Here is a 26350-nt window from a genome sequence, read left to right on the forward strand (position 1 = left end):
GAGCCGGCCTTGCCGGCGAAGCGAGCCAAAGGCTCGCCCCCCGTTTTTGATTACGAGCGTGAGTTCAACAACCGCTCCAGGCGGGCATCCAGGCGCCGCTTGATCTCGTTCTCGATATGCGGGGTAAAGTCCTTGATCACATCCTGCATGATCAACTGCGCCGCCGCGCGCAGTTCGCTGTCCAGGTGCAGCAGGGTGTCCTGGCGGCGCGCCTGCGGGTCGGGCTCGGCAGCCGGCTCGGCAGCCACCGGGGCCCGCGCTGCCGGTTCGGCCGGCTCGAGCAGCAACGGTATCTGCTCCTCGACGGTCTCGGTCAGCAGTGGCGGTTCCAGGGCATCGTCACCCAGCAACTGGCGAATCGACTCCAGATCGTCCAGCAAATGCGCAGGTTTTGGCATGGGGGCAGGTTTGTCCATCATCAGAGTCGCTGTAAACGGTGGTCTTGCAGAGCATAGCCCTGTTCACGGTAGAAACGGAAACTCTCCCGCGCCGCCGCACGAATGGCCGGCTCCTCCACCACGATCTCGGCAATGCGGGCAAAGCGTGCGGCAAAACCGGGTACCTTCAGGTCGAGATTGACCAGCAGGTCCTGATGATCGCCCGGGTCGTCACCGACCCCCAGCGCCACCGCGCCGTGCGGGTCGTCCTCGAGCGCGCTGTGGGGCACGAAGGCCTCGCCCTTGAACGCCCACAGCCGCGCATCCAGCTCGTCGCGCTGGGCCGCATCGCTGCAGTTGAGGTACACGCGGTGCCCAAGGCGCCAGGCCTTTTCGCACAGCTTGCAGGCGAAATCCAGCCGCGCGGCAGGCGCGGGGCTGGGCAGGATATAGAAGTCGACTTTGCTCATGGTGGGGTGGCCCACCGGCTACGCCTTGCAGCGCGGCCGGTGGACGGCGCCTCAGGCGTTGGCGCGGTCGAGCAGGTACTGGGTCAGCAGCGGTACCGGGCGGCCAGTGGCGCCCTTGTCCTTGCCGCCGCTGGTCCAGGCCGTGCCGGCGATGTCCAGGTGGGCCCAGTGGTAGGCCTTGGCAAAGCGCGACAGGAAGCAGCCGGCGGTAATGCTGCCCGCCTTCGGGCCGCCGATGTTGGCGATATCGGCGAACGGGCTGTCGAGCTGCTCCTGGTATTCGTCGAACAGCGGCAGTTGCCAGGCGCGGTCGTCGGCACGCTTGCCGGCGTCCAGCAGTTGGCCGATCAGTTCGTCGTCGTTGCCCATCAGGCCCGAGGTATGGCTGCCCAGGGCGACGATGCAGGCGCCGGTCAGGGTGGCGATGTCGATCACCGCCTGCGGCTTGAAGCGCTCCACGTAGGTCAGTGCGTCGCACAGCACCAGGCGGCCTTCGGCGTCGGTGTTGAGGATTTCGACGGTCTGCCCGCTCATGGTGGTGACGATGTCGCCCGGACGGCTGGCGCCACCGCTGGGCATGTTCTCGGCACAGGCCAGTACACACACCAGGTTGATCGGCAGCTTGAGTTCGAGCACGGCACGCAGGGTGCCGAACACGCTGGCTGCACCGCCCATGTCGTACTTCATTTCATCCATGCCGGCACCGGGCTTGAGGCTGATGCCGCCGGTGTCGAAGGTGATGCCCTTGCCCACCAGTACGTAAGGCTTCTCGCTCTTCTTGGCGGCGCCCTGGTAGCTGAGCACGATCAGGCGTGGCGGCTGATCGCTGCCCTGGCCCACGGCGTAGAACGCGCCCATGCCCAGGTCCTTGATCTTCTTCTCGTCCAGCACCTCGACCTTGAGGCCCTTGAACTCCTTGCCCAGCGCCTTGGCCTGTTCGGCCAGGTAGCTTGGGTGGCAGATGTTCGGCGGCAGGTTGCCCAGGTCGCGGGTAAAGCCCATGCCGTTGGCGATCGCGGTGGCGTGCTTGACGGCGCGCTCCACCTCGGCCAGGCCGGCCTTGTCGCTGAGCAGGGTGATCTTCTTCAGGGCGATCGGCTCGGCCTTCTTGCTCTTGTAATGATCGAATACATATTGACCATCGAGCAGGCTCTCGGCCAGCAGGCGTACCTTGCCGTAGTTGGCATCGCGGCCGGTCACGGCAACGTCGTCCAGTGCCAGCACCGCATCGCTGCCAGCCAGGCCCTTGAGCACGTTTAGCACGCTGCCCGCCAGCTTGCGCCAGGCGCGGTCGGCAAGGGCGTCCTTGCCGGTCCCCACCAGCAACACGCGCTCGGCCTTGACCCCGGCCAGGCCTTGCAGCAGCAGGGTCTGGCCGACCTTGCCGGCCAGGTCGCCGCGCTTGAGCACTGCGCTCAGGGCGCCGTTGCTGGCGTCGTCCACGGCCTTGGCGGTAGCGCCCAGTGTGCGGCCTTCACCCACGCTCAGTACCAGGGTGGCGGTTTTCAAGGATGCTGCGGCTACGCTTTTTACAACCAATTCCATGTCAGGGTCCCCGAATGAACTGTCAGTGCGCGCTGGCGGTGCAGGCGCTCGAAGCGGCCTGGCGCGCCGTGGCGGGCCAGTCAGAAAGCGCCCAGTTTGAGCCTGCGGCGGGCGCGCTGACAACCCCGAGATGAAGCTTTGCACGGCGCCAAGTGACAGGCACGGCCATTCACAGGATAATGCGCGCACTTTTGTCCGGGTTCGCCTTTGGCGGGCGGGCGACTATCTTGGTTGCAACGTTTTCCCTTGTTCGGCTGTCCGAGCCTGACAACCCAGGAGTGTCTGGTTTGATCGTCTTCCGTTATCTGTCCCGCGAGGTCCTGGTGACCTTGAGTGCCGTCAGCGCTGTGCTGCTGGTCATCATCATGAGCGGGCGCTTCATCAAATACCTGGCCCAGGCGGCCCAGGGCATGCTCGATCCGGGCGTACTGTTCCTGATCATGGGCTACCGCCTGCCGGGCTTTCTGCAACTGATCCTGCCGCTGGGCCTGTTTCTGGGCATCCTGCTGGCCTACGGCCGACTGTACCTGGAAAGCGAGATGACCGTGCTCTCGGCAACCGGCATGAGCCAGCAGCGCCTGCTGGGCATGACGCTGATGCCGGCGGCACTGATCGCGGTGCTGGTAGCCTGGCTGAGCCTGAGCCTGGCGCCCCAGGGCGTGACCCAGGTATCGCAGATCATCAACCAGCAGGATGCGCTGACCGAGTTCGACACCCTGGTGCCGGGCCGCTTCCAGAACCTGCGCGACGGTTCGCGGGTCACCTACACCGAGCAGCTGTCGGATGACCGTTCAAAGCTGGCCGGCGTGTTCATTTCCGAGAAGCGACTGTCCCAGGACAAGAGCAAGGACCGTGGCATCTCCGTGCTGGTGGCCGAAAAGGGCCGTCAGGAAGTGCAGGCCGACGGCAACCGCTACCTGATCCTTGAAAACGGCTACCGCTACGACGGCAACCCGGGCCAGGCCGATTACCGCGCCATCAAGTACGACACCTACGGTGTGCTGCTGCCCAAGCCGGAGGTCAGCCAGGAAGTCACCGAGCGCGAGGCCATCCCGACGTCCGAACTGATCGGCAGTACCGGGCTGCGCGAGCGTGCCGAACTGCAGTGGCGCCTGTCGCTGCCGCTGCTGGTGTTCATCGTGACCCTGATGGCGGTGCCGCTGTCGCGGGTCAACCCGCGCCAGGGCCGTTTCCTCAAGCTGCTGCCGGCGATCCTTCTGTATATGGCTTACCTGACGATTCTGATTGCCGCCCGCGGCGCCCTGGAGAAAGGCAAGTTGCCGATCGGCCTGGGCCTGTGGCCGGTGCATGGGCTGTTCCTGCTGATCGGCCTGGGCCTGATGTTCTGGGAACCGCTGCGCCTCAAGCGCGCCAGCCGTCGTGCGGAGGTGGCCCGTGGCTAAACTCGATCGCTACATCGGCCAGAGCGTGTTCATGGCCATCATCGCCGTGCTGGGGATCATCCTCGGCCTGGCGTCGCTGTTCGCCTTCATCGACGAGATGGGCGACATCAGCGATACCTACACCTTGTGGGACGCGGGCAACTACGTGCTGCTGACCGCGCCACGGCGCCTGTACGACATGCTGCCGATGGCCGCGCTGATCGGCTGCCTGATCGGCCTGGGCAGCCTGGCCAGCAGCAGCGAACTGACCATCATGCGCGCTGCCGGCGTGTCCATCGGGCGCATCGTGTGGGCGGTCATGAAGCCGATGCTGGTACTGATGTTGATCGGCGTGCTGATGGGCGAGTACCTGGCACCCGTGACCGAGAACAAGGCCCAGGCCGACCGTTCGCTGGCGCAGGGTGGCGGTGAGGCGCAAAGCTCCAAACGCGGCCTGTGGCACCGCCAGGGCGAGGAGTTCGTGCACATCAACACCGTGCAGCCCAATGGGCTGTTGCTGGGCGTGACGCGTTATCGCTTCGACAACGAGCGTCACATGCAGACCTCCAGCTTTGCGCGCAGGGCGCAATACACCCAGGGCCACTGGGAACTGACCGACGTGACCACCACGCACTTCCGTGGGGACCACACCGAAGTCATCCACAATGCCGAGGAGCGCTGGGACGTCGCGCTGACCCCCGAGCTGCTCAGCACCGTGGTACTGGCGCCCGAGTCGCTGTCGATCAGCGGGCTGTGGGACTACATTCACTACCTCTCCGACCAGGGGCTGAACAACGCGCGCTACTGGCTGGCGTTCTGGACCAAGGTGCTGCAACCGGTGGTCACGGCGGCGCTGGTACTGATGGCGGTGTCGTTCATCTTCGGCCCGCTGCGTTCGGTGACGCTGGGCCAGCGGGTGTTCACCGGGGTGCTGGTGGGCTTCGTGTTCCGCATCGCCCAGGACCTGCTGGGCCCTTCGAGCCAGGTGTTCGGCTTCCCGCCGCTGCTGGCGGTGGTGATCCCGGCGGCAATCTGTGCGCTGGCGGGGGTGTGGTTGCTACGCAGGGCGGGGTAGCGATTACCCTGGCCAACAAAAAGCCGACCTCAGGGTCGGCTTTTTCATTGGTTGCCTATGCCGGCGAACGGTGCGCTGCGGTTCTACTTCTTGCGCTTGGGAATCCGCACCAGCTGGGTTTCCGAGTACATGTCATGCCAGGCGCGTTTTTTCTTGTCCACCAGCGACCACAGAAACCCCAGGCCCAGGCACAGCCACGACGCAATCGACACCACAAAGCGCAGCAGTGCCTGCCACAGGCTGATGGCACTGCCGTCGGCATTCTGCACGCGGATGCCCCATACCTGCATGCCAAGGGTCTGGCCGCCGTGGGTCCAGAACTTGGCGAAGAAGCCGAACAGCATGAACAGCAGAACGGTCGACAGCAATGGATCGCCATCCAGCGCCCCCGCCTCGGTCAGGGCACGCATGCGCGTCTCGCCGATGATCGCCATCTGCACCATCTTGTACACCAGCGTGGTCACCATCAGCAGGGCGGTGCACAACAGGAAGTCATAGAACATCGCGGCCAGGCGACGGCCCAGGCCGACCACGGGGAACTCGCCCTGTGGTTGAAGAAGTTGCTTGGGCATGCGCTCAGGCTCCGGGTGACAAAGCGCCCATTCTACGGAATTGCGCGCACAAAAAAGCCCCTGCTGTTGCCAGCAGGGGCTCTTTCGTTGATGAAGATCAGGCTTCGGCTTGAACTTCGTCGGCTTGCATGCCTTTTTGGCCCTGCACAGCAACGAAGGTCACTTTCTGGCCTTCTTTCAGGCTCTTGAAGCCGTTGCCCTGAATAGCGCGGAAGTGTACGAACAGATCCGGACCGCTTTCTGGAGTGATGAAACCAAAACCTTTCTCGTCGTTAAACCACTTGACGGTACCGCTCTGACGTTGGGACATTGTCTTATTTCCTTTGAAACTTAGAATTAGTAACAGTTTCTTTCATTGAAAGAGTACTGGGCTGGGTTGCAGGAAAGTAAGAGACGTCGAACGGGTTGTAGCAAAACTCGGCGCTACTGCCCAGGTCACGAACCATAGCGACCCATGCAAACACAGTGCAGTGAATCTACACTCATTTCGATTGCAAAAACAAGTCCCGCAGAGCGCCGCACCACGGGGCCTGGCGGGAAATTTCCGGGGCTGTTTGCGGGCCGCTGTCGGGCGTGTTCGAAAGTTGTAAAACGCGTTCGAAAACGAATATCCCGAACGCGCCATGACACCTTGTTTCAATTGCGCTGTTTCAGCCGCGATAGTAGCGCTGGGCAACGAACGGCATCTTGCTGACTTTCATCGCCACCCGTTTGCCGCGCACGATGGCCCACAGCGGTGTATCGAGCGCTGCATGGGCCTGGTCCACATATCCCATCGCCACTGGCGCGCCCAGCGTGGGCCCGAAGCCTCCGCTGCAGATGCTGCCGACCACCGTGCCGGCCTCATCGACGATCTCGGCCCCTTCGCGCACCGGGGTACGCTCCTGCGGCAGCAGGCCGACGCGCTTGCGCGCCACGCCGCTGTGCTGCTGGGCGAAGATCGCAGCAGCGCCGGGGAAGCCTCCCGCCCGCGAGCCATCGGCACGGCGTACCTTGGAGATGGCCCACAGCAGGCTTGCCTCGATCGGCGTGGTGTCGGCATTCATGTCATGCCCGTACAGGCACAGGCCGGCTTCCAGGCGCAGCGAGTCGCGCGCGCCCAGGCCGATGGCGGCCACTTCCGGCTCGGCCAGCAGGTGGCGGGCCAGGGCCTCGGCGCTGGCGCTGGGCACACTGATCTCGAAGCCGTCTTCGCCGGTGTAGCCCGAACGGCTCACGTAGCAGTCCACGCCCAGCAACACCACGGGCTTGAACTGCATGAAGGTCATGTCCGCCACCTCGGGGGCTAGGCGCTGCAGCACCTTGACCGCCGCCGGGCCCTGCAGGGCCAGCAGGGCGCGCTCTTCGAACAGCGGCTGCACCTGGCACAGCGTGCCGATGTGCTGGCGCAGGTGGGCCAGGTCCTGGTCCTTGCAGGCGGCGTTGACCACCAGGAACAGTTCGTCGTTGCCCAGATTGGCCACCATCAGGTCGTCGAGGATGCCGCCCTGTTCGTTGGTGAACATCGCGTAACGCTGCATGCCCACCGGCAAATCGATGATGTCGACCGGCACCAGGGTTTCCAGGGCCTTGGCGGCATCGGCGCCCACCAGGCGGATCTGGCCCATGTGCGACACGTCGAACAGGCCGGCCTGTTCGCGGGTGTGCAGGTGCTCCTTGAGCACCCCCAGCGGGTACTGCACGGGCATGTCGTAGCCGGCGAACGGCACCATGCGCGCGCCCAGTTCCAGATGCAGGGCATGAAGCGGTGTTTGCAGCAGTGTGTCGGTGGACATTGATGACTCCTTCTAGAGGCTTGAGGTTGTCAGCACTCGATGATGTTGACGGCCAGACCGCCGCGGGCGGTCTCCTTGTATTTGCTTTTCATGTCGGCGCCGGTCTGGCGCATGGTGCGGATCACCTTGTCGAGCGAGACGAAGTGCTGCCCGTCGCCGCGCAAGGCCATGCGCACCGCGTTGATCGCCTTGACCGAGCCCATGGCATTGCGTTCGATGCAGGGCACCTGGACCAGCCCGCCAATCGGGTCGCAGGTCAGGCCCAGGTTGTGTTCCATGCCGATTTCGGCGGCGTTCTCGACCTGTTGCACGCTGCCGCCCAGCACCTCGCACAGGGCCCCGGCTGCCATCGAACAGGCCACCCCGACCTCGCCCTGGCAGCCCACCTCGGCCCCTGAGATCGAGGCGTTTTCCTTGTACAGGATGCCGATGGCAGCGGCGGTGAGCAGAAAGCGCACCACGCCGTCTTCGCTGGCACCCCCGATGAAGCGCATGTAGTAGTGCAGCACCGCCGGCACGATGCCGGCAGCGCCATTGGTGGGTGCGGTGACCACTCGACCGCCGGAGGCATTCTCTTCGTTGACCGCCAGGGCATAGAGGTTGACCCAGTCGAGTACCGACAGCGCATCGCGCAGGCTCGCCTCGGGGTTGGCGCACAGCTGGCGGTGCAGGGCCGCAGCGCGGCGCTTGACCTTGAGCCCGCCGGGCAGAATGCCCTCGTTGCGACAGCCGGCAGCCACGCAGTCCTGCATCACTTGCCAGATGTGCAGCAGGCCGCTGCGGGTCTCGGCCTCGGGGCGCCAGGCCGATTCGTTGGCCAGCATCACCTGGCTGATGCTCAGGTGATGCGTGGTGCAGTGGCCAAGCAGTTCCCGGGCCGTCTTGAACGGGTAGGGCAGTGTGGTGCTGTCCTCGACGATACGGTCGGCCCCGGCGGCGCCTTCGTCGACCACGAAACCGCCGCCCACCGAGTAGTACTCGCGGCTGCGTACCTGCAGGCCGGCGGCGTCGAAGGCACGAAAGATCATGCCGTTGGGGTGAAAGGCCAGCGGCTTGCGGATCATCGCCAGGTGCTGTTTTTCGTTGAATTCGATGGCGTGCTCGCCCAGCAGGTAGAGCTGCCCGCTGCTGCGGATCGCCTGCAGGCGCGCTGCGATGGTGTCGGTGTCGACGCTGTCGGGGTGTTCGCCCTCAAGCCCCAGCAGCACCGCCTTGTCGCTGCCGTGGCCCTTGCCGGTGGCGCCGAGCGAGCCGTACAGCTCGACCTTGACGCTGGCGGTACTGGCCAGCAGGTCGTCGCGGCGCAGGCCCTCGGCAAAACGCGCGGCTGCGCGCATCGGCCCGACGGTATGGGAGCTGGAGGGGCCGATGCCGATCTTGAACAGGTCGAAGACGCTGAGTGACATGGTCGTACCCTCGTGCAGGTTGAAAAGCTTCGCCGGCAAGGCCGGCCCCTACAGATGCGCGCGGGCTCTGCAGGAGCCGGCCTTGCCGGCGAAGAGGCCCTCAGGCGTCCTGATAGCTTTCGATCGACGGGCAGGCGCAGATCAGGTTGCGGTCGCCGAACACGTTGTCGACACGCCCCACGGGTGGCCAGTACTTGGCCTCCACCAGCGATGGCAGCGGGTACACCGCCTGCTGGCGGCTATAGCCGTGGGGCCATTCGCCGGCCAGCTCGGCCGCGGTGTGCGGGGCGTTCTTCAGCGGGTTGTCGTCCTTGTCCAGGCTGCCGTTCTCCACTGCGCGAATCTCTTCGCGAATACAGATCATGGCGTTGCAGAAGCGGTCCAGTTCCTCCTTGGCCTCGCTCTCGGTCGGCTCGATCATCAACGTGCCGGCCACCGGGAACGACATGGTCGGGGCATGGAAGCCGAAGTCGATCAGGCGCTTGGCCACGTCGTCGACGCTGATGCCGCTGCTGTCCTTGAGCGGGCGCAGGTCCAGGATGCACTCGTGCGCCACCAGGCCATTGCCGCCGGTGTACAACACAGGATAGTGCTCTTCCAGGCGGCGGGCGATGTAGTTGGCATTCAGGATCGCCATCTGCGACGCACGCTTGAGCCCGGCGCCGCCCATCATGCGGATGTACATCCAGGTGATCGGCAGGATGCTGGCACTGCCGAACGGCGCTGCGCATACCGCGCCCTGGGGGTTGTGCAGGTGCGCATGGCCCGGCAGGAACGGCGCCAGGTGCGCCTTGACGCCGATCGGGCCGACGCCCGGGCCGCCACCGCCGTGGGGGATGCAGAAGGTCTTGTGCAGGTTCAGGTGGGACACGTCGCCGCCGAACTTGCCCGGGGCGCACAGGCCGACCATCGCGTTCATGTTGGCGCCGTCGATGTACACCTGGCCGCCGTTGTCGTGGATGATCGCGCAGATCTCGCCGATGGCCTCCTCGAACACACCGTGGGTGGACGGGTAGGTGATCATCAGCGCAGCCAACTGGTCGCGGTGCTCGATGGCCTTGGCGCGCAGGTCGTCGATGTCGACATTGCCACGGGCATCGCACGCAGTGACCACCACGCGCATGCCGGCCATGTGTGCGGTGGCCGGGTTGGTGCCGTGGGCCGATGAGGGAATCAGGCAGATATCGCGGCGGGCATCGCCCCGGCTCTGGTGGTAGGCGCGGATCGCCAGCAGGCCGGCGTACTCGCCCTGCGAACCGGCGTTGGGCTGCAGCGACACGGCGTCATAGCCAGTGGCGGCGCACAGCATGGCCTCCAGCTCGTCGGTCAGTTGCTGGTAGCCCTGGCTCTGCTCGGCGGGGGCAAAGGGGTGCAGGTTGCCGAACTCGGCCCAGGTCACCGGGATCATTTCGCTGGCGGCATTGAGCTTCATGGTGCACGAGCCCAGCGGGATCATGGTGCGGTCCAGCGCCAGGTCCTTGTCGGCCAGCTTGCGCAGGTAGCGCATCAGTTCGGTTTCGCTGTGGTAGCGGTTGAACACCGGGTGTTCGAGGATGGCCGACTGGCGCAGCAGGGCGGCCGGCAGTCGTGCTGGCGTGGCAGTGGCCAGCGCGGCGAAGTCCGGTACGGCCTGGCCATTGGCGAACAGCTGCCACAGGGCCTCGACATCGGCCTGGGTGCTGGTTTCGTCCAGCGACAGGCCCAGGTGGTCGGCATCGATCTGGCGCAGGTTGAGCTGGCGGGCGCGCGCCTGTTCATGCAGCGCGGCAGTCGCGCCGCCGGTGGCCAGGGTCAGGGTGTCGAAGAACGCGGCGTTCTGCACGTTCACGCCCAGTGCCTTGAGGCCGCTGGCCAGGATCGCGGTCAGCTGGTGGGTGCGCTGGGCGATCTGCTTGAGGCCCTGCGGGCCGTGGTACACGGCGTACATGCTGGCGATGTTGGCCAGCAGTACCTGGGCGGTGCAGATGTTGCTGGTGGCCTTCTCGCGGCGGATGTGCTGCTCGCGGGTCTGCATGGCCAGGCGCAGGGCGGTCTTGCCGAAGCGGTCGATGGACACGCCGACCAGGCGCCCGGGCATGTCGCGCTTGAACGCATCGCGGGTGGAGAAGTACGCCGCATGCGGGCCGCCGAAGCCCAGCGGCACGCCGAAGCGCTGGGCGCTGCCGATGGCCACGTCGGCGCCGAACTCACCCGGCGGGGTCAGCAGGGTCAGCGCCAGCAGGTCGGCGGCTACCGCCACCAGCGCGTTGGCGGCGTGCAGGCGCTCCACCAGTTCGCGGTAGTCGAACACCTCGCCGTTGCTGGCCGGGTACTGCAGCAGGGCGCCGAAGAAGGCGCTCACGTCGCCCAGCTCGCGCTCGTCGCCCACCACCACCTCGATGCCCAGCGGCTCGGCACGGGTGCGCAGCACGTCGAGGGTCTGCGGGTGGCAATGCACCGAGGCGAAGAAGGCGTGGCTGCCCTTGTTCTTGCTCAGGCGCTTGCAGAACGTCATGGCTTCGGCGGCGGCCGTGGCTTCGTCGAGCAGGGAGGCGTTGGCGATCGGCAAGCCGGTGAGGTCGCTGATCAGGGTCTGGAAGTTCAACAGCGCTTCCAGGCGGCCCTGGGAAATCTCGGGCTGATAGGGGGTATAGGCGGTGTACCAGGCCGGGTTTTCCAGCAGGTTGCGCAGGATCGTTGCCGGGGTGTGGGTGTTGTAGTAGCCCTGGCCGATGAAGCTCTTGAACAGCTGGTTCTTGCCGGCGATGGCCTTGAGCGAGGCCAGGGCATCGGCTTCGCTCTGCCCGTCACCGAGCTCGAGCACGCTGGTGCCTTTGATGCTGTCGGGGATCACGGCGGCGCTCATGGCCTCCAGCGAGTCGAAGCCCAGGGTGGCGAGCATGGCCTGCTCGTCGGTGTCGCGCGGGCCGATATGACGGGCGATGAACTGATTGGCGGTGCCGAGGTTGATGGTCATGGTGATTTCCTCAGGCGTCGGCGTTGGCTTTGATCAGACGGTCGTAGGCGTCCTGGTCGAGCAGTTGCGCGACGGCGCCGGCATCGGCCGGGATGAAGCGGAAGAACCAGCCTTCGCCCAGCGGATCTTCGTTGACCAGCTCGGGGCTGTCCTGCAGCTGTTCGTTGACTGCCACCACTTCACCGGTCAGCGGCATGTACACGCCGCTGGCGGCTTTGACCGATTCGACGGTGGAGGCTTCGGCCCCGGCTTCGTAGGTTTGCAGTTCCGGCAGTTGCACATAGACCACGTCACCCAATGCGTTCTGGGCAAAGGCGGTGATCCCGACCGTGACGCTGCCGTCGGCTTCGGCGCGCAGCCATTCGTGATCTTCGGTAAAACGCAACTCGCTCATGGGAACTCCTCAGGGGTGCGGTAGGGCTCACCATCAGGCCAGCCCGGAACTGACATCTCCTTAGCAAGTTCGTGGCCATTTATAAAAAATGCTTACAAATCAATTGGTTATGTATTTGTCAGCGGTGCTCGTTATGCAGGTCGTAGCGAAATCGCTACACCTTTCGAGTATTGAAAAAGCGCAGAGGGATCAAAACCTTGCATTACAGTGGCAAACGGGCGATGTAGCGAAATCGATACGGTGTATCGAATTCGCTACGGAAGGGTTTCCTTTCCGGGAATGCCATACTTGCGCAGCCGATGCGCAATAGCCGTGTGCGAAGTCTGCAAGCGACTGGCCAACTGGCGGGTGGAGGGGTAGGTGGCGTAGAGCTTTTCCAGCAGGCCACGCTCGAAGTTCTCCACGGCCTGCTCCAGGCTGGCCACTTCACCATCGCTTTGGCGCGCCACCGAGGTGCCGGCAATGTCCAGGTCACCAATATCCACCAGGCTGCTCTCGCAGATGGCCGCAGCGCGAAAGATCACGTTCTGCAACTGGCGCACGTTGCCCGGCCAGCGGTTGCCCAGCAACGCCGGGTAGGTGCCCGGCGCCAGCCGGCACAGCGGACGCTGGATCTGCGTGCAGGCCTGGCGCATGAAGGCACGGGCCAGCATCAGGATGTCCTGGCCACGCTCGCGCAGCGGCGGCACTTCCAGGTTGAGCACGTTCAGGCGGTAGAACAGGTCTTCGCGAAAACTGCCTTCGGCAACCATCTTTTCCAGGTCGCGGTGGGTGGCGCTGAGGATGCGCACGTTGACCTTGACCTCGCGATCACCGCCCACGCGGCGAAAGCTGCCATCGCTCAGAAACCGCAGCAGCTTGGCCTGAAGGTAAGGCGACATCTCGCCGATTTCATCGAGAAACACCGTGCCCTGGTTGGCCAGCTCCATCAGCCCCGGCTTGCCGCCGCGTTGCGCGCCGGTGAAGGCACCGGGGGCGTAGCCGAACAGCTCGCTCTCGGCCAGGTTCTCCGGCAGCGCCGCACAGTTCAGTGCCAGGAAGGGTGCGTTGTGGCGGCTGCTGATGGCGTGGCAGGCACGGGCTACAAGTTCCTTGCCGGTGCCGGTCTCGCCGTGGATCAGCAGCGGCGCATCCAGCGCCGCCACACGCAGGGCGCGGGCCTTGAGGGTACGGATGGGCGGCGAGTCGCCGAGCAGCGCGTCGAAGCCTTCGGCATGGTCGTGGTGCAGGGCCGACAGGCGTTCGCCGATGCGGTTGGCCTGGTACAGCGTCAGCAGGGCGCCGGCGTTGGTGATCGGGGTGGCGTCGAGCAGCAGGGTCTGGCCGTTGAGGGTGACTTCGCGCAGGGGCAGGTGGAAACCCTGTTCGATCAGCGCATCGAGCAGTTGCGGGTCGCCGAACAGCTCACCCACCGAGCGGCCCTCCGGGTCCTGGCCGCACAGGGCGATCAATGCGGGGTTGGCCAGCAGCACATGGCCGGCGCTGTCCAGGGCCAGGACCGGGTCGCTCATGGCGGCGAGCAGGGCATCGAGCTGCAGGTGGCGGCGCTGTCCGGGGAGGATGTCGACCACTTTCACGCTTTGCACGCCGTGCACGTTGAACAGCGCGTCATGCAGCTCTTCGAGCACGTCGGGGCTCAGGGTCGGGGCGTCGATGTAGACGTTGGGCGGCACCATCTCCACGGCGTCCAGGTTGAGGTGGCGGGCACCGAGCAGGGCCAGCACTTCCTGGGTGATGCCGACGCGGTCGATGAAGCTGACGTGGATACGCATGGGGGGATGTTCTGGCTTGCCGGGATGGCAAGTATGCCTTGGCGGGCGTGGTGCGGTCGAATCGCGGGTCAAGCCCGCTCCCACAGGCGCAGGTGATTTTTGTGGGAGCGGGCTTGACCCTCGATGAGGTCGTGGTGAGCTAGCCCAGGTGCTCGGGCTTGACCGGGTCGCCCGATTTCACATCGAGCTGTGCGCGCACATCCTCGAACATCATGTCGTAGATCTTGTGCAGCGAGCTGATGCTGGCGGTTTTGGGCATGCCGTACTTCTGCGCGATGATCGAGGCCTGCCGCGCGAAGTCGAAGGCCTGGTCCTTGGGCATGAAGAAGGTTTCGTCCATCGGCTTGTCCTCGATGGTGCCATGCATGCGAAAACTCATGCCTTTGCCTTCCTTGGGATCCTGCTCAACCTTGTAGTCGATGCACAGGTTGTAGCTGTAATCGGCCTTGTTCAGCGCATGGCGCTCGATGTGCAGATGACCGGGTTCGAATATGGCCATGGCGGCTCCTCTGGAAGGTTGAAACGGGCGGACCTGCAGATCCGCCCAACTGCATCAACGGTAGTCGATACCCGGCTTGGACGTACTCACCCGAGTGCCGGCAGTGCCCTTGACGATGTCTTCGATATCGGCCAGCGAGCCGATAACCGCTACTTTGCCGGTGTGCCGGGCAAAGTCGCAAGCGGCCTGCACCTTCGGCCCCATGGAGCCTGCGGCAAAGCCCAGGCGCTCCAGTTCGTCCGGGTGGGCCTGGGCGATGGCTTTCTGGGTCGGCTTGTTGAAGTCGACATACGCCGCGTTCACGTCCGTGGCAATCACCAGCAGGTCGGCGTCCAGCTGTTCGGCCAGCAGCGACGAGCACAGGTCCTTGTCGATCACCGCCTCGATGCCCTGCAGCTTGCCGTTCTCACCATACATGGTGGGGATGCCGCCACCCCCGGCACAGATCACGATACTGCTCTTTTCCAGCAGCCACTTGATCGGGCGGATCTCGAAGATGCGCTTGGGTTTGGGGCTGGCCACCACGCGGCGGAACTTGTCGCCGTCGGCCTTGACCACCCAGCCTTTTTCCTTGGCCAGGCGCTCGGCTTCTTCCTTGCCGTAGACCGGGCCGATGAACTTGGTCGGGTCCTTGAAGGCAGGGTCGTTTGCGTCCACTTCCACCTGGGTCAGCAGGGTGGCGAAGGGCACCTCGAAATCCAGCAGGTTGCCCAGCTCCTGTTCGATGATGTAGCCGATCATGCCTTCGGTTTCGGCACCGAGCACGTCCAGCGGGTAGGCTTCGTCGGGTTTGTAGGATTGCGCCTGCAGCGACAGCAGGCCGACCTGCGGGCCGTTGCCGTGGGCGATGACCAGTTCGTTGCCGGGGTGGATCTTGGCGATCTGTTCGGCGGCGATACGGATGTTGGCGCGCTGATTGTCGGCGGTAAGGGGCTCGCCGCGGCGCAGCAGGGCGTTGCCGCCCAATGCAACAACGATACGCATGATGATGTCCTTTCTAGGGTGCAGGAGCCGGCAGCGCCGGCTCCCGGCGGGGTTACAGGTCGGCCAGGGTCGACACCAGGATCGCCTTGATCGTGTGCATGCGGTTTTCCGCCTGCTCGAAGGCGATGCAGGCCGGCGACTCGAACACGTCATCGGTCACTTCGATGCCGTTGGCCAGGTGCGGGTACTGCTCGGCGATCTGCTTGCCGACCTTGGTGTCGGAGTTGTGGAACGCCGGCAGGCAGTGCATGAACTTGGTGCGTGGGTTGCCGGTGGCCTTCATCAGCTCGGCGTTGACCTGGTATGGCAGCAGTTGCTTGATGCGTTCGCCCCAGGCTTCGACCGGCTCGCCCATCGATACCCACACGTCGGTGTGGATGAAGTCCACGCCCTTGACCGCAGCTTTCGGGTCTTCGGTGAGGGTGATGCGGGCACCGCTTTCCTCTGCGTACTGTTTGCAGCGTGCCACCAGGTCGTCATGCGGCCACAGGGCCTTGGGCGCACAGATACGCACGTCCATGCCCAGCTTGGAGCCGACCAGCAGCAGCGAGTTGCCCATGTTGTTGCGCGCATCGCCCAGGTAGGCGTAGCTGATGTCGTGGATCGGCTTGTCGGCATGCTCGCGCATGGTCAGCACGTCGGCGATCATCTGGGTGGGGTGGTATTCGTCGGTGAGGCCGTTGAACACCGGTACGCCGGCGAACTTGGCCAGCTCCTCGACCACTTCCTGCTTGAAGCCACGGTACTCGATGGCATCGTACATGCGCCCGAGCACGCGGGCGGTGTCCTTCATGCTCTCCTTGTGGCCGATCTGCGAGGAGTTGGGGTCGATGTAGGTGACGTTGGCGCCCTGGTCATAGGCGGCCACTTCGAAGGCGCAACGGGTGCGGGTCGAGGTCTTCTCGAAAATCAGCGCAATGTTGTTGCCCTTGAGGTGCTGCTGCTCGGTGCCGGTGTACTTGGCACGCTTGAGGTCACGGGACAGGTCCAGCAGGTAGCGCAGCTCGCGCGGGGTGTGGTGTTCCAGGCTCAGCAGGCTGCGGTTGTGGATGTTGAACGCCATGATGTTGCTCCTGTTCTTTTAGAACGCAAAGGGCTGATCGGCCCGGCCGGCGCCTTGTGGGCACGGCCGGACGATGGTCGTTTTAGTAGTCGATTGGGTCGCGCACGATCGGGCAGGTCATGCAGTGGCCGCCCCCACGTCCGCGGCCCAGTTCGCCGGCACTGATGGTGATGACCTCGACACCGGCCTTGCGCAGCAGGGTGTTGGTGTAGGTGTTGCGGTCGTAGCCGATGACCACGCCCGGCTCCACGGCCACCACGTTGTTGCCGTCGTCCCACTGCTCGCGTTCGGCGGCGAAGCTGTTGCCACCGGTTTCAACCACGCGCAGCTTGGGCAGCTTGAGGGCCTTGGCCACCACATCGAGGAAGCTGGCTTCTTCGCGGCGGATGTCGATGCCGCCCTGCTTGCTTTCGTCGGGTTGCAGGGTGAAGGCGACGATCTGGTTCACCACTTCGGGGAAGATCGTTACCAGGTCGCGGTCGCAGAAGCTGAACACGGTGTCCAGGTGCATCGCAGCGCGGGACTTCGGCAGCCCGGCCACGATCACGCGTTCCACGGCCTTGTTCTTGAACAGGTTCAGCGCCAGTTGGCCGATGGCCTGACGCGACGTGCGTTCGCCCATGCCGATCAGTACCACGCCGTTGCCGATAGGCATCACGTCGCCGCCTTCGAGGGTGGAGTTGCCGTGGTCCTTGTCCGGGTCGCCGTACCAGATCTCGAAATCGGCATTGGTGAACTGCGGGTGGAACTTGTAGATGGCGGTGGTCAGCAGGGTCTCCTGGCGACGCGCCGGCCAGTACATCGGGTTCAGCGTCACGCCGCCGTAGATCCAGCAGGTGGTGTCGCGGGTGAACTGGGTGTTGGGCAGCGGCGGCAGGATGAAGCTGGAGTGGCCCAGGAAGTCGCGGAACATCTGGATGGTCTTGCCACCGAAGCTGTCGGGCAGGTCATCGGCCGAGACGCCGCCGATCAGGTACTCGGCGATGTGTCGCGGCTCCAGGCTGCGCAGCCAGGATTTCACTTCGTTGATCAGGCCCAGGCCCACCGAGTCGGCGGTGACCTTGCGCTCCAGAATCCAGTCCAGTGCTTCGGGCATCGCGACGATGTCGGTCAGCAGGTTGTGCATTTCCAGCACTTCGATGCCGCGCTCGCGCATCTTGGTCACGAAGTCGAAGTGGTCGCGCTTGGCCTGGGCGACCCAGAGTACGTCGTCGAACAGCAGTTCGTCGCAGTTGTTCGGGGTCAGGCGCTGGTGAGCCAGGCCTGGGGAGCAAACCATCACTTTGCGCAGTTTGCCGGCTTCGGAATGTACGCCGTACTTAGCTTTTTCCGTGGACATGGTTCATTTCCTCCAAGTTGCGAATACGGGGGGTTACAGAGTCAGGAAGCCGTCGTACAGGCCATAGGCCGCCACCAGGGCGCCAATGACTACGGCGGCGAAGATCAGCTTCTCCACGTTGGTAAAGATCGGTTGGCCCACCTCGCGCTTGGCCTTGGCGAACAGCACCACGCCAGGGGCATACAGCAGGGCCGAGAGCAGCAGGTACTTGACGCCACCGGCGTACAGCAGCCAGATGGCATAGAGCAGTGCGATACCGCCGATGATCAGGTCTTTCTTGCGTTCGGCCAGGGCCTGTTCATAGGTTTCGCTGCGCAGTGCCAGCAGGAACGCATAGGCCGCCGACCACAGGTAGGGCACCAGGATCATCGAGGTGGCGAGGTAGATCAGCGACAGGTAGGTACTGGCCGAGAACAGCGTGATGACCAGGAAGATCTGCACCATGGCGTTGGTCAGCCACAGGGCGTTGGCCGGCACGTGGTTGGCGTTCTCGCGGCGCAGGAACTCCGGCATGGTGTGGTCCTTGGCTGCGGCGAACATGATCTCGGCGCACAGCAGTACCCACGACAGCAGGGCCCCCAGCAGCGAGACGATCAGGCCGACGCTGATCAGCACCGCGCCCCAGTGACCGACCACATGCTCGAGCACGGCGGCCATCGACGGGTTCTGCAGCTTGGCCAGTTCCGGTTGGGTCATGATGCCCAGCGACAGCACGTTCACCAGTACCAGGAACAACAGCACGGTGATGAAGCCGATCACGGTGGCCTTGCCCACGTCGGAGCGTTTTTCGGCGCGGGCCGAGAAGATGCTGGCGCCCTCGATGCCGATGAACACCCACACGGTGACCAGCATCATGTTGCGCACCTGGTTCATCACGCTGCCCAGGTCCGGGTTCATCGTGCCCCAGATGTCGGCGGTGAAGATGTCCAGCTTGAACGCGAACAGGGCAATCAGGATGAACAGCGCCAGTGGCACGACCTTGGCCACGGTGGTGACCAGGTTGATGAACGCTGCTTCCTTGATGCCGCGCAGCACCAGAAAGTGCACTGCCCACAGCAGGATCGAGGCACCGATGATCGCCGCCGGGGTGTTGCCTTCGCCGAAGATCGGGAAGAAGTAGCCCAGGGTGCTGAACAGCAGCACGAAGTAGCCCACGTTGCCCAGCCAGGCACTGATCCAGTAGCCCCAGGCGGACGAAAAGCCCATGTAGTCGCCAAAGCCGGCCTTGGCGTAGGCGTATACGCCGCCGTCCAGGTCAGGTTTGCGATTGGCCAGGGTCTGGAACACGAAGGCCAGGGTCAGCATGCCGATGGCGGTGATGCCCCAGCCGATCAGCACGGCGCCGACATCGGCGCTGGCGGCCATGTTCTGCGGCAGCGAGAAGATACCGCCGCCGATCATGGAACCCACTACAAGTGCGACTAACGCACCCAGTCGTAGTTTTCCGGGAGTGTCTGACATTGGATAACTCCATTCCAGGAGAAGAGAGATGCCAGAATAAATCCAGCAAGCGTGACGAGAGCTGATTCAGGTCAGTTCATTGATACATTCCATTGTTGTTGAAGGACTTGAAGCGCTGCAGCCGGCGCCTCGCCGACACCCCGCAAGCCTTGTGCAATGGCACCTCCAGCCTTTTTCTAGAGCATTCGCTCTGAATGGCTGCGAGATTTGAAGCTAGTCGCTTTTACGGGTTTAGCAAATTTTTGACGAGAAAAGATCTTGTTTGCTTGATGAAGTAGATGGGGTACGCAAAACTCACTGTTTAGTTCGCCTCGGCATAGACGTACTAGTTATGAAGGTTATAGTTTTGAAGACAATCCACTATAAACGTCAGGGCTGTGCTTATATTTAGGCCTAGTGTGTAACAGCACCATGACAACGCGGGACGAAAAGGGGAACTGCATGTCCGAACCAGGACAGAAACTGCGCTTGGGTGCGCTCGTCGCGCTGGTGGTGGGCTCGATGATCGGTGGCGGTATCTTCTCGCTGCCGCAGAACATGGCCGCGCGGGCCGACGTCGGCGCCGTGCTGATCGGCTGGGGCATCACCGCCGTCGGCATGCTGGCGCTGGCGTTCGTGTTCCAGACCCTGGCCAACCGCAAGCCCGAGCTCGATTCGGGTGTGTATGCCTATGCCAAGGCCGGGTTTGGCGAGTACATGGGCTTTTCGTCGGCCTGGGGTTACTGGATCAGCGCCTGGCTGGGCAATGTGGGCTACTTCGTGCTGCTGTTCAGCACCCTGGGCTTCTACTTTCCGGTGTTCGGGGAGGGCAACACGCCGATCGCCATCGCCTGCGCTTCGCTATTGCTGTGGGCGGTGCACTTTCTGGTACTGCGCGGCATCAAGGAGGCGGCGTTCATCAACCTGGTGACCACCGTGGCCAAGGTGGTGCCGCTGGTGATGTTCATCGTGATCGCGGCGGTGGCGTTTCGCGCCGATATCTTCACCCGTGACATCTGGGGGCTGAGCAACCCCAAGTTCGGCGGGGTGCTGGACCAGGTGCGCAACATGATGCTGGTGACCGTGTTCGTGTTCATCGGCATCGAGGGCGCCAGCGTGTATTCGGCCCGTGCCGAAAGGCGCTCGGACGTGGGCAAGGCCACGGTGATCGGCTTTCTCGGGGTGCTGGCGCTGCTGGTGCTGGTCAACGTGCTGTCGCTGGGGGTGATGACCCAGCCGGAGCTTGCCGGCTTGCAGAACCCGTCACTGGCCTCGGTGATGGAGCATATCGTCGGGCCCTGGGGCGGGCTGCTGATCAGCCTGGGGCTGGCGGTGTCGCTGCTGGGGGCGCTGCTGTCGTGGGCGTTGCTGTGTGCCGAGATCCTGTTCGCCACCGCCCGCGACAAGACCATGCCGCGGTTTCTGACCCGCGAGAATGCCAACCATGTGCCGGTCAATGCGCTGTGGATGACCAACTGCATGATCCAGCTGTTCCTGCTGATCACGCTGTTCTCTGCGGGCACCTACACCAGCCTGATCTACCTGGCGTCGTCGATGATCCTGGTGCCGTACCTGTGGTCGGCGGCCTATGCGTTTCTGCTGGCCCTGCGCGGGGAAACCTATGAGCGCCACCCCGGGGCGCGGCGCAAGGACCTGCTGGTGGCCGGGGTGGCGCTGGTGTATGCGATCTGGCTGCTTTACGCCGGGGGGCTGAAGTACCTGCTGCTGTCGGCGCTGCTGTACGCGCCGGGGGTGATCCTGTTCTACCGCGCCAAGCACGAGCAGGGGCAGCCGCTGTTCACCGGGTGGGAGAAACTGATTTTCGCGGCGGTGCTGGTGGGGGCGGGGGTGGCGGCGTATGCGTTGTATGCGGGGTGGTTGACGCTTTAGAGCGGTGTCGAGGTGTTCGCCGGCAAGGCCGGCTCCTACAGGTTGGTGCGACCTTCTGTAGGAGCCGGCCTTGCCGGCGAAGAGCCTCTGGCGGTCACCAGCGAGGCTCGGCCGACCCCAGCTCGCAAGCCCCCCGCGCCCATACCAGCGGCGCGCCTTGCACCTGCAACGGCGCCTGCAGGCGCCTGGCCGGCCCCCACGGCGTCTGCTCCACGGCCGGGGCCAGGTCTGCCTCGGTTTCGCCGGCCAACGGCAAGTCCTCGATCACCGTGCCCTGGTCCACCAGCAGCTTGGTCGTGCGCGCCAGCGACAGACGCGCCGAGCCGCCACAGCCGCTGCGCAGCCGCTCATCCAGTGCACGGATCGCGGCAGCCGCCATCAGGTAGCCGGTGGCATGGTCCAGGGCCTGCACCGGCAACGGCACCGGCCGCTCGCCCTGACGCCAGCGCATGCCCTCGCGAGCGATCCCGCTGCTCATCTGCACCAGGCTGTCGAAGCCGCGACGATGCTGCCACGGGCCGCTCCAGCCATAGGCATTGAGGCTGACATCGATCAGCCCGGGGTTGAGCCTGCGCCGTTGTTCGGCGCCATAGCCGAGGCGCTCCAGCGCGTCGGCGCGGTAGCCGTGCAGGAGGATATCGGCACCTGCCAGCAGGCCTTCGAACACGGCGCGGTCCTCTGCAGCATGCAGGTCCAGGCGCGCGCAGCGCTTGCCCAAGGTCACCTCGGCCACCACCGAGGGTTCCTCCCAGCCCGGCGGATCGATGCGCAACACGTCGGCACCGAACCCCGCCAGCAGGCGGCTGGCAACGGGTCCGGCAAGAATGCGCGTCAGGTCCAGCACGCGTACCCCCTTGAGCGGCTGCGCCGCGGTGCCGGTCCAGCCCTTGAGTTCGCCAGCCGGCCCAGCCTTGCGATCGATCAGCGGCTCGGCATTGACCGCCATGCCCTGCGGGTGCGCCGACCATTGCTGCCAGCTGCGCATCTGCGCGGCACATCCGCCCGCAGCCACCACGGCAGTTTCCAGCGCCTCTGCCTCCCACTCGACAACCCGCCGGGCCATCTGATCGCGGTCGTGTACCGCTCCCAGCACCCGTTCGGCAGCGGCGCGGTGATGCGCGGCATTGGTGTGCAGGCGGATCCAGCCATCGCGGGTCGGGTAATCGCCTGCCACGGCGTCCCACAGCGGCGGCAGGCTCCAGCCCTGGGGGCGAATGCTGGTGGCGAACCACAGGGAGCTCAGACGTCGGTCCACCTGCACCCCGGGGCGCGTGCCGGTCTGGCCGGCGAGCAGGTCGGCGATGGCCAGGCCCGTGGCGGCAATGCTGGCACTGGCCAGTTCGGTGACTTCGAAGGTCGATGGCAGGGCTCCTGCAGTGTGCAGGTGCAGGTGCTCAAGCGCATCCTGGGCTAACCCCAGGGCGCTGACGATGCTGTTGAGAACATGACTCATGGTTGGCCCTCCCGTTGGTGGGCCATTGCAGACCATCAGGGCTGATTGGTCAAATGCGGGGCGGCAGGCACGCGCTCGGGGCGCGACCAGATCCACAGGTTGCCCAGGGCCATGCCGCCGATGGCGAGCCCTACCGGCCAGCGCAGGCCGATGAACACCAGCATCAGGCCGGCGCACAGCAGCATGCTGAGCGTGGCGCTGACCTTGGCCCGGCGCTGAATCACCTTGCCGTTGCGCCAGTTGTGCAGGATCGGCCCGAACAACCGGTGGTTTTCCAACCAGGCGCTCAGGCGCGGCGAGCTGCGCGTGGCAGCCCAGGCCGCGAGCAGGATGAACTCGGTGGTCGGCAGGCCGGGGATCACGATGGCCACCAGGCCGATGCCCAGGCTTACATAGGCAAGCAGGCCGAACAGCACGCGGGACAGCTTGGAGGTGGATGGGCGGGTCATGGGGTCCATTGACTGCACAGGTGAGGGCCGGCTGCCAGCGCGGCTGGCCGGCCCGGCACGCATCAGGCCAGCTCGGCCTTGGGCGCGGTGGCGTAGGCGTGTTTGAGCAACTCGGTAAAACGTTCGAACGCAGCCACGGCGCCTTGTTCAGCGGCCGCTTCTTCTTCGGCGCTGAGCTCCAGGCCATCGAGGATGCGGGTGAACTGCTTCCAGCCCTCGGCGCGACCACCGGCCGGCTCGCCCAGGTGACGGGCACCGAAGCTGTCCGACAGGCCCAGGCCGACGGCGCGCTTGATCAGGAACGCGGCGCCGAGTTTGGAGCCTTCGGAGACGAATATCCAGCCCATGGCGGCGCCCAGGCTCGGGTTGTGCACGGCGCCGGGGAAGGCGGCCGGTACTGCGGTGTCGAGGTCGGCGAGGTCGAGGCGGGCCTGTTCGGCGCGGCAGCGCTCGGCCAGGTCGGGCACGATGGCGATCAGTTGCGGGTCGTTGTACAGCGCCTGGAGTTCGGACTGGAACAGGTACTGGGCGACCACGAAACGGGCGAAGCTTTCGCGGGTGTCGAAGGGGGCATGGGACTTGACCAGCGCATCGAGCTCGCTGTGCGGCGCATGGGTGAGCTGGTTGAGGCGCTGCGAGCGCAGGGCAGGGCGTTCGGCGGTTGCGGTCATGGGGCATCCTTGGGAAATGGTGAGCGGGTGACTAGACGTTAGTAACTAGACGAATGAGGGGCGTGGAAATAGTAAAAAAGGTTGCGGGCCATTCGCCGGCAGGCCAGCTCCCTGTGGGAGCCGGCCTTGCCGGCGTAGCGTCTAGATATCCCACACCAGGTTGATGGCGAAGTTGCGCCCCGGTGCGGTCAGGCGGTCCAGATTGGCCGGCTGGGTAACCGCCGCTTCACCCAGGCCATCCTTGCCCACGGTGGCGTAGCTGCGCACGTCATCCCATTGCCAGTACTTCTTGTCGGCAAGGTTGTACACCCCGGCATTGATGGTGATGTCGTCTGTAACCTTGTAGAACCCGCTCAGATCCAGCGTGCCGTAGCCCGGGGTGCGGAAGCGGCCGCTGCTGCCGTCGGGGGCGAAGAAGTTGGTGTCATCGACGCGGTTCTTGCGCTTGACCACGGTCCAACTGAGCAGGGTGCCGTAGTCGCGTTGTTCGTAGCCCAGGCCGAACACCCCGGTCAGCGGGTTGACGCTGTTGAGCGGTTGGCCGGTGTCGTCGTTGCGGCCATTGGCATAGGCCAGGGAGGTCTGAGCATACAGGCCCTCTGGCGCGCCAAAAGGCGCCAGGCTCAGGCGGCCCTTGAACTCGACGCCCTTGATGGTCGCGTGCTTGATGTTGTTGGCGGCGAAGGTGTTGCCCAGGTCGGACGACTGCACGGCGTCTTCGTTGATGAAGTCGCGGTACTTGTTATAGAACACCGCCACATCGAAGTGCCCCGCATCGAAGTTGCCGCGCAGGCCGGTTTCGTAGCTTTTGCTCTTTTCCGGCTCCAGGTTCGGGTTCGGCTCCACGGTATACCCGCCTGCCAGGTTCACGAAGCGACCATACAGCGACTTGGCCGTCGGCGTGCGGAAGCCTTCAGCGTATTGCCCGTACCAGGTGTAGTTGTCGTTGAAGGCGTAGGTCACACCCAGCTTGGGCGAGACGCGGTGCCATTTCTTCTCGGCGTCATTGACGCTGTTGGCGCTGCCCAGTGCACCGAGGTACTCGTCGGTCATGTCGGGCTTGAGGCGGGTGTAGTCATAGCGTGCACCCGGCAGGAAAGTCCAGTCGTTCCAGCGGATCTCGTCCTGGGCGAACAGGCTGTATGTGTTGATGGTCGGGTCCGGGAAGTCGCTGACCTTGACCTGGGCGTCCCCAGGGCTGGCATCGCCAACGGCGCGGCAGGTACCGCCCACATTCAGACAGGTTGCCGTGCCGCTGCGCGAACCGGTGACCTTCTGCTGCTTGAGCGTGGTGCCGTAGGTCAGCAGGTGTTCGGTATCGCCAAGGCTGAAGGCTTTGTCGAGCTGGGCGTCGAGTACCCACTGACGGTCCTGGTAGAGGGTCTGGCGATCACGGAACACCTCGCGCCCTCTGGCCGCATACACCTCTTCGGTGCGCTGGTCGGTCTTGCCGATCTGGTAGTTCAGGCTCCACTTCATGTTGTCGGCCAGTAGGCTGCCCAGGGCAAATTCGTGGTTGATGGCAAATCGCTCGCGGGTGACGGTGTCGTTGCCGGTACGTACGCGGTAGGAGTTGGAGGCACCAAAGCCGGGAATGAACGGCCCACCCACTGCGCTCAGTTGGTTGGTATCGCGATCATCCTTGTAGCGCTCGTAGGTCAGGCCCAGCCGCGCGTCGTCGGCGTAGTTCCAGCCCAGCTTGGCCAGCACGTTTGTGGTGCGCGCATCCTGCGGGTTGGCCTCGGTGCGCGCCAGGCCATCGCCGCTGTGGCTGCCGTAGGACTCGGTCTCGTGGCCGTTGCGCTGGCTCAGGTGCAGCAGGCCGTCGAAATCGCCCTCGCGCCCGGCCACGGTGGCCGAGGTCAGCCAGCTCTCGTCGGCCGAGCTGTAGCCGGCCTTGAGGCGTGCACCCACGTCCTTGCCCGGCTTGATGATGTCGTCCGGGTCGAGGGTGAAGTAGCTGACCGCGCCGCCGATGGCGTTGCTGCCGTACAGCACCGAGGCCGGGCCGCGCAGGATCTCCACGCGCTTGACGATCTCGGGGTCGACGTAGTTGCGCTGGGTCTGGGCGTAGGGGCCGTAGAAGTAGCTGTCGGGGATCGACACGCCATCGATCTGGGTCAGTACGCGCTCGCCATCGATGCCGCGGATGTTGTAGCCGTTGAGGCCGCTGCGCTGGCCGACGCCGCTGACCGAGACACCTGGCTCGTAGCGCACCAGGTCCTTGATGGTGTTGACGTTGCTGCGGTCCAGCTGCTCGCGGGTCTGCACGCTCACCGTGCTTGGCACCTGGTTCACGTCCTGCGCGGTACGGGTGGCGCTGACGGTCACCTGCTGCAGGGTGATGGCGTTGGAGGCGGCGCGCTCGATCACCACATTGCCGGCACTGAGCTTGCGGTAGTTCAGCTGGGTGCCGGCGAGCATCTGGCGCAGGGCCTGCTCGGGCGGCATCGAGCCGCGCACGCCTGGCGAGGCGACACCTTCGGCCAGCTCGGCGGACAACCCCACCTGCCAGCCGGTGACGGCGGTAAACGCGTTGAGCGCCGACACCAGCGGCTGCTGGGCAATGGCGAAGCGGTAGTCACCCATGCGCGGGTTGGCTGCCTGGGCGGGCTCGGCGGCCAGCGCCGGCAGGCTGCAGACGCCGCCGGCCAGCATGGCCAGGGTCAGCAGCGACAGCGTGCAACGTTGCAGGCCCGCTGTGCGGGTGGAGACGGTAGACCGGCGAGTGAAACCTCTGGACATCGAAAGCGCTCCCTGTCGCGCGAATGTTATAGGTGCGGCCGATTCAAAAATAAGAATCAGTTGCATTGGCTATAACGAGACGTGTGACCACGG

General features: G+C 64.7%; 22 protein-coding genes. 3 read left to right on the forward strand and 19 right to left on the reverse strand.

What is annotated here, in order from left to right; all coding sequences use genetic code 11:
- Positions 1 to 50: 50 nt before the first annotated feature.
- From N0B28_RS05310 to N0B28_RS05320, 3 genes are read right to left on the reverse strand one after another with little or no spacing between them, the layout of a single operon-like run.
- Positions 51 to 416 carry a hypothetical protein gene (locus N0B28_RS05310; protein WP_043862436.1) on the reverse strand — a complete coding sequence of 122 codons (366 nt, stop codon included), beginning with the start codon at positions 414 to 416 and terminating at the stop codon, positions 51 to 53.
- A gap of 2 nt (positions 417 to 418) precedes the next feature.
- Entirely contained in the window at positions 419 to 847 is a 429-nt protein-coding gene (locus N0B28_RS05315) for a DNA polymerase III subunit chi (RefSeq protein ID WP_043862523.1), read from the reverse strand.
- 51 nt (positions 848 to 898) lie between these two features.
- Positions 899 to 2392, reverse strand: a complete 1494-nt coding sequence (locus N0B28_RS05320; protein WP_054916377.1) for a leucyl aminopeptidase — start codon at positions 2390 to 2392, stop codon at positions 899 to 901.
- Positions 2393 to 2679: 287 nt separating this feature from the next.
- Between N0B28_RS05320 and lptF the strand changes: the two genes are divergently transcribed.
- Positions 2680 to 3795 carry an LPS export ABC transporter permease LptF gene (lptF, locus tag N0B28_RS05325; RefSeq protein ID WP_043862434.1) on the forward strand — a complete coding sequence of 372 codons (1116 nt, stop codon included), beginning with the start codon at positions 2680 to 2682 and terminating at the stop codon, positions 3793 to 3795.
- Entirely contained in the window at positions 3788 to 4849 is a 1062-nt protein-coding gene (gene lptG / locus N0B28_RS05330) for an LPS export ABC transporter permease LptG (RefSeq protein WP_054916376.1), read from the forward strand. Before lptF ends, lptG begins: the two co-directional genes overlap by 8 nt.
- 83 nt (positions 4850 to 4932) lie before the next feature.
- Here the strand turns inward: lptG and N0B28_RS05335 are convergent, their stop codons facing one another.
- The 12 genes from N0B28_RS05335 to arcD (N0B28_RS05390) form a co-directional block, all read right to left on the reverse strand.
- On the reverse strand, positions 4933 to 5421 hold the full coding sequence (locus tag N0B28_RS05335) for an RDD family protein (RefSeq protein ID WP_043862432.1): 489 nt from the start codon (positions 5419 to 5421) through the stop codon (positions 4933 to 4935).
- 97 nt (positions 5422 to 5518) lie between these two features.
- Entirely contained in the window at positions 5519 to 5731 is a 213-nt protein-coding gene (locus N0B28_RS05340; protein WP_003175786.1) for a cold shock domain-containing protein, read from the reverse strand.
- 340 nt (positions 5732 to 6071) lie between these two features.
- The gene (gcvT, locus tag N0B28_RS05345) at positions 6072 to 7196 is read right to left on the reverse strand and encodes a glycine cleavage system aminomethyltransferase GcvT (protein ID WP_058541434.1); all 1125 of its coding nucleotides are present in this window, start codon (positions 7194 to 7196) and stop codon (positions 6072 to 6074) included.
- A gap of 29 nt (positions 7197 to 7225) precedes the next feature.
- Complete coding sequence (locus N0B28_RS05350) at positions 7226 to 8602, reverse strand: L-serine ammonia-lyase (protein WP_078479978.1); 1377 nt, start codon at positions 8600 to 8602, stop codon at positions 7226 to 7228.
- 100 nt (positions 8603 to 8702) lie between these two features.
- Positions 8703 to 11558, reverse strand: a complete 2856-nt coding sequence (gene gcvP / locus N0B28_RS05355) for an aminomethyl-transferring glycine dehydrogenase (RefSeq protein WP_275730749.1) — start codon at positions 11556 to 11558, stop codon at positions 8703 to 8705.
- Between the two features lie 10 nt (positions 11559 to 11568).
- On the reverse strand, positions 11569 to 11952 hold the full coding sequence (gcvH, locus tag N0B28_RS05360) for a glycine cleavage system protein GcvH (RefSeq protein WP_043862428.1): 384 nt from the start codon (positions 11950 to 11952) through the stop codon (positions 11569 to 11571).
- 254 nt (positions 11953 to 12206) lie between these two features.
- Positions 12207 to 13724: a sigma-54-dependent transcriptional regulator gene (locus N0B28_RS05365; protein ID WP_043862427.1), complete on the reverse strand. Its 1518-nt coding sequence runs from the start codon at positions 13722 to 13724 to the stop codon at positions 12207 to 12209.
- 139 nt (positions 13725 to 13863) lie between these two features.
- Complete coding sequence (locus N0B28_RS05370) at positions 13864 to 14223, reverse strand: DUF5064 family protein (protein ID WP_043862426.1); 360 nt, start codon at positions 14221 to 14223, stop codon at positions 13864 to 13866.
- A gap of 54 nt (positions 14224 to 14277) precedes the next feature.
- Complete coding sequence (gene arcC, locus N0B28_RS05375; protein ID WP_043862425.1) at positions 14278 to 15207, reverse strand: carbamate kinase; 930 nt, start codon at positions 15205 to 15207, stop codon at positions 14278 to 14280.
- Between the two features lie 52 nt (positions 15208 to 15259).
- On the reverse strand, positions 15260 to 16270 hold the full coding sequence (locus N0B28_RS05380; RefSeq protein ID WP_043862424.1) for an ornithine carbamoyltransferase: 1011 nt from the start codon (positions 16268 to 16270) through the stop codon (positions 15260 to 15262).
- A gap of 82 nt (positions 16271 to 16352) precedes the next feature.
- On the reverse strand, positions 16353 to 17609 hold the full coding sequence (gene arcA / locus N0B28_RS05385) for an arginine deiminase (protein ID WP_043862423.1): 1257 nt from the start codon (positions 17607 to 17609) through the stop codon (positions 16353 to 16355).
- A gap of 33 nt (positions 17610 to 17642) precedes the next feature.
- The gene (arcD, locus tag N0B28_RS05390; RefSeq protein WP_054915088.1) at positions 17643 to 19070 is read right to left on the reverse strand and encodes an arginine-ornithine antiporter; all 1428 of its coding nucleotides are present in this window, start codon (positions 19068 to 19070) and stop codon (positions 17643 to 17645) included.
- 441 nt (positions 19071 to 19511) lie between these two features.
- Between arcD (N0B28_RS05390) and arcD (N0B28_RS05395) the strand changes: the two genes are divergently transcribed.
- Positions 19512 to 20939 carry an arginine-ornithine antiporter gene (gene arcD, locus N0B28_RS05395; RefSeq protein ID WP_054915087.1) on the forward strand — a complete coding sequence of 476 codons (1428 nt, stop codon included), beginning with the start codon at positions 19512 to 19514 and terminating at the stop codon, positions 20937 to 20939.
- A gap of 94 nt (positions 20940 to 21033) precedes the next feature.
- On the opposite strand, the gene N0B28_RS05400 is transcribed toward arcD (N0B28_RS05395), so the two are convergent.
- From N0B28_RS05400 to N0B28_RS05415, 4 genes are all read right to left on the reverse strand, one after another.
- The gene (locus N0B28_RS05400) at positions 21034 to 22392 is read right to left on the reverse strand and encodes a CoA transferase (protein WP_275730760.1); all 1359 of its coding nucleotides are present in this window, start codon (positions 22390 to 22392) and stop codon (positions 21034 to 21036) included.
- Positions 22393 to 22427: 35 nt separating this feature from the next.
- Positions 22428 to 22841, reverse strand: a complete 414-nt coding sequence (locus N0B28_RS05405) for a YbaN family protein (protein WP_043860378.1) — start codon at positions 22839 to 22841, stop codon at positions 22428 to 22430.
- 62 nt (positions 22842 to 22903) lie between these two features.
- Positions 22904 to 23512, reverse strand: coding sequence for a biliverdin-producing heme oxygenase (locus N0B28_RS05410; protein WP_043860379.1), 609 nt, complete (start codon positions 23510 to 23512; stop codon positions 22904 to 22906).
- A 141-nt stretch (positions 23513 to 23653) separates the two neighbouring features.
- Positions 23654 to 26257: a TonB-dependent receptor gene (locus N0B28_RS05415; protein ID WP_058541437.1), complete on the reverse strand. Its 2604-nt coding sequence runs from the start codon at positions 26255 to 26257 to the stop codon at positions 23654 to 23656.
- Positions 26258 to 26350: the final 93 nt, after the last annotated feature.

It is taken from the genome of Pseudomonas sp. SD17-1 (assembly GCF_029201585.1).
Classification (GTDB): domain Bacteria; phylum Pseudomonadota; class Gammaproteobacteria; order Pseudomonadales; family Pseudomonadaceae; genus Aquipseudomonas; species Aquipseudomonas palmensis.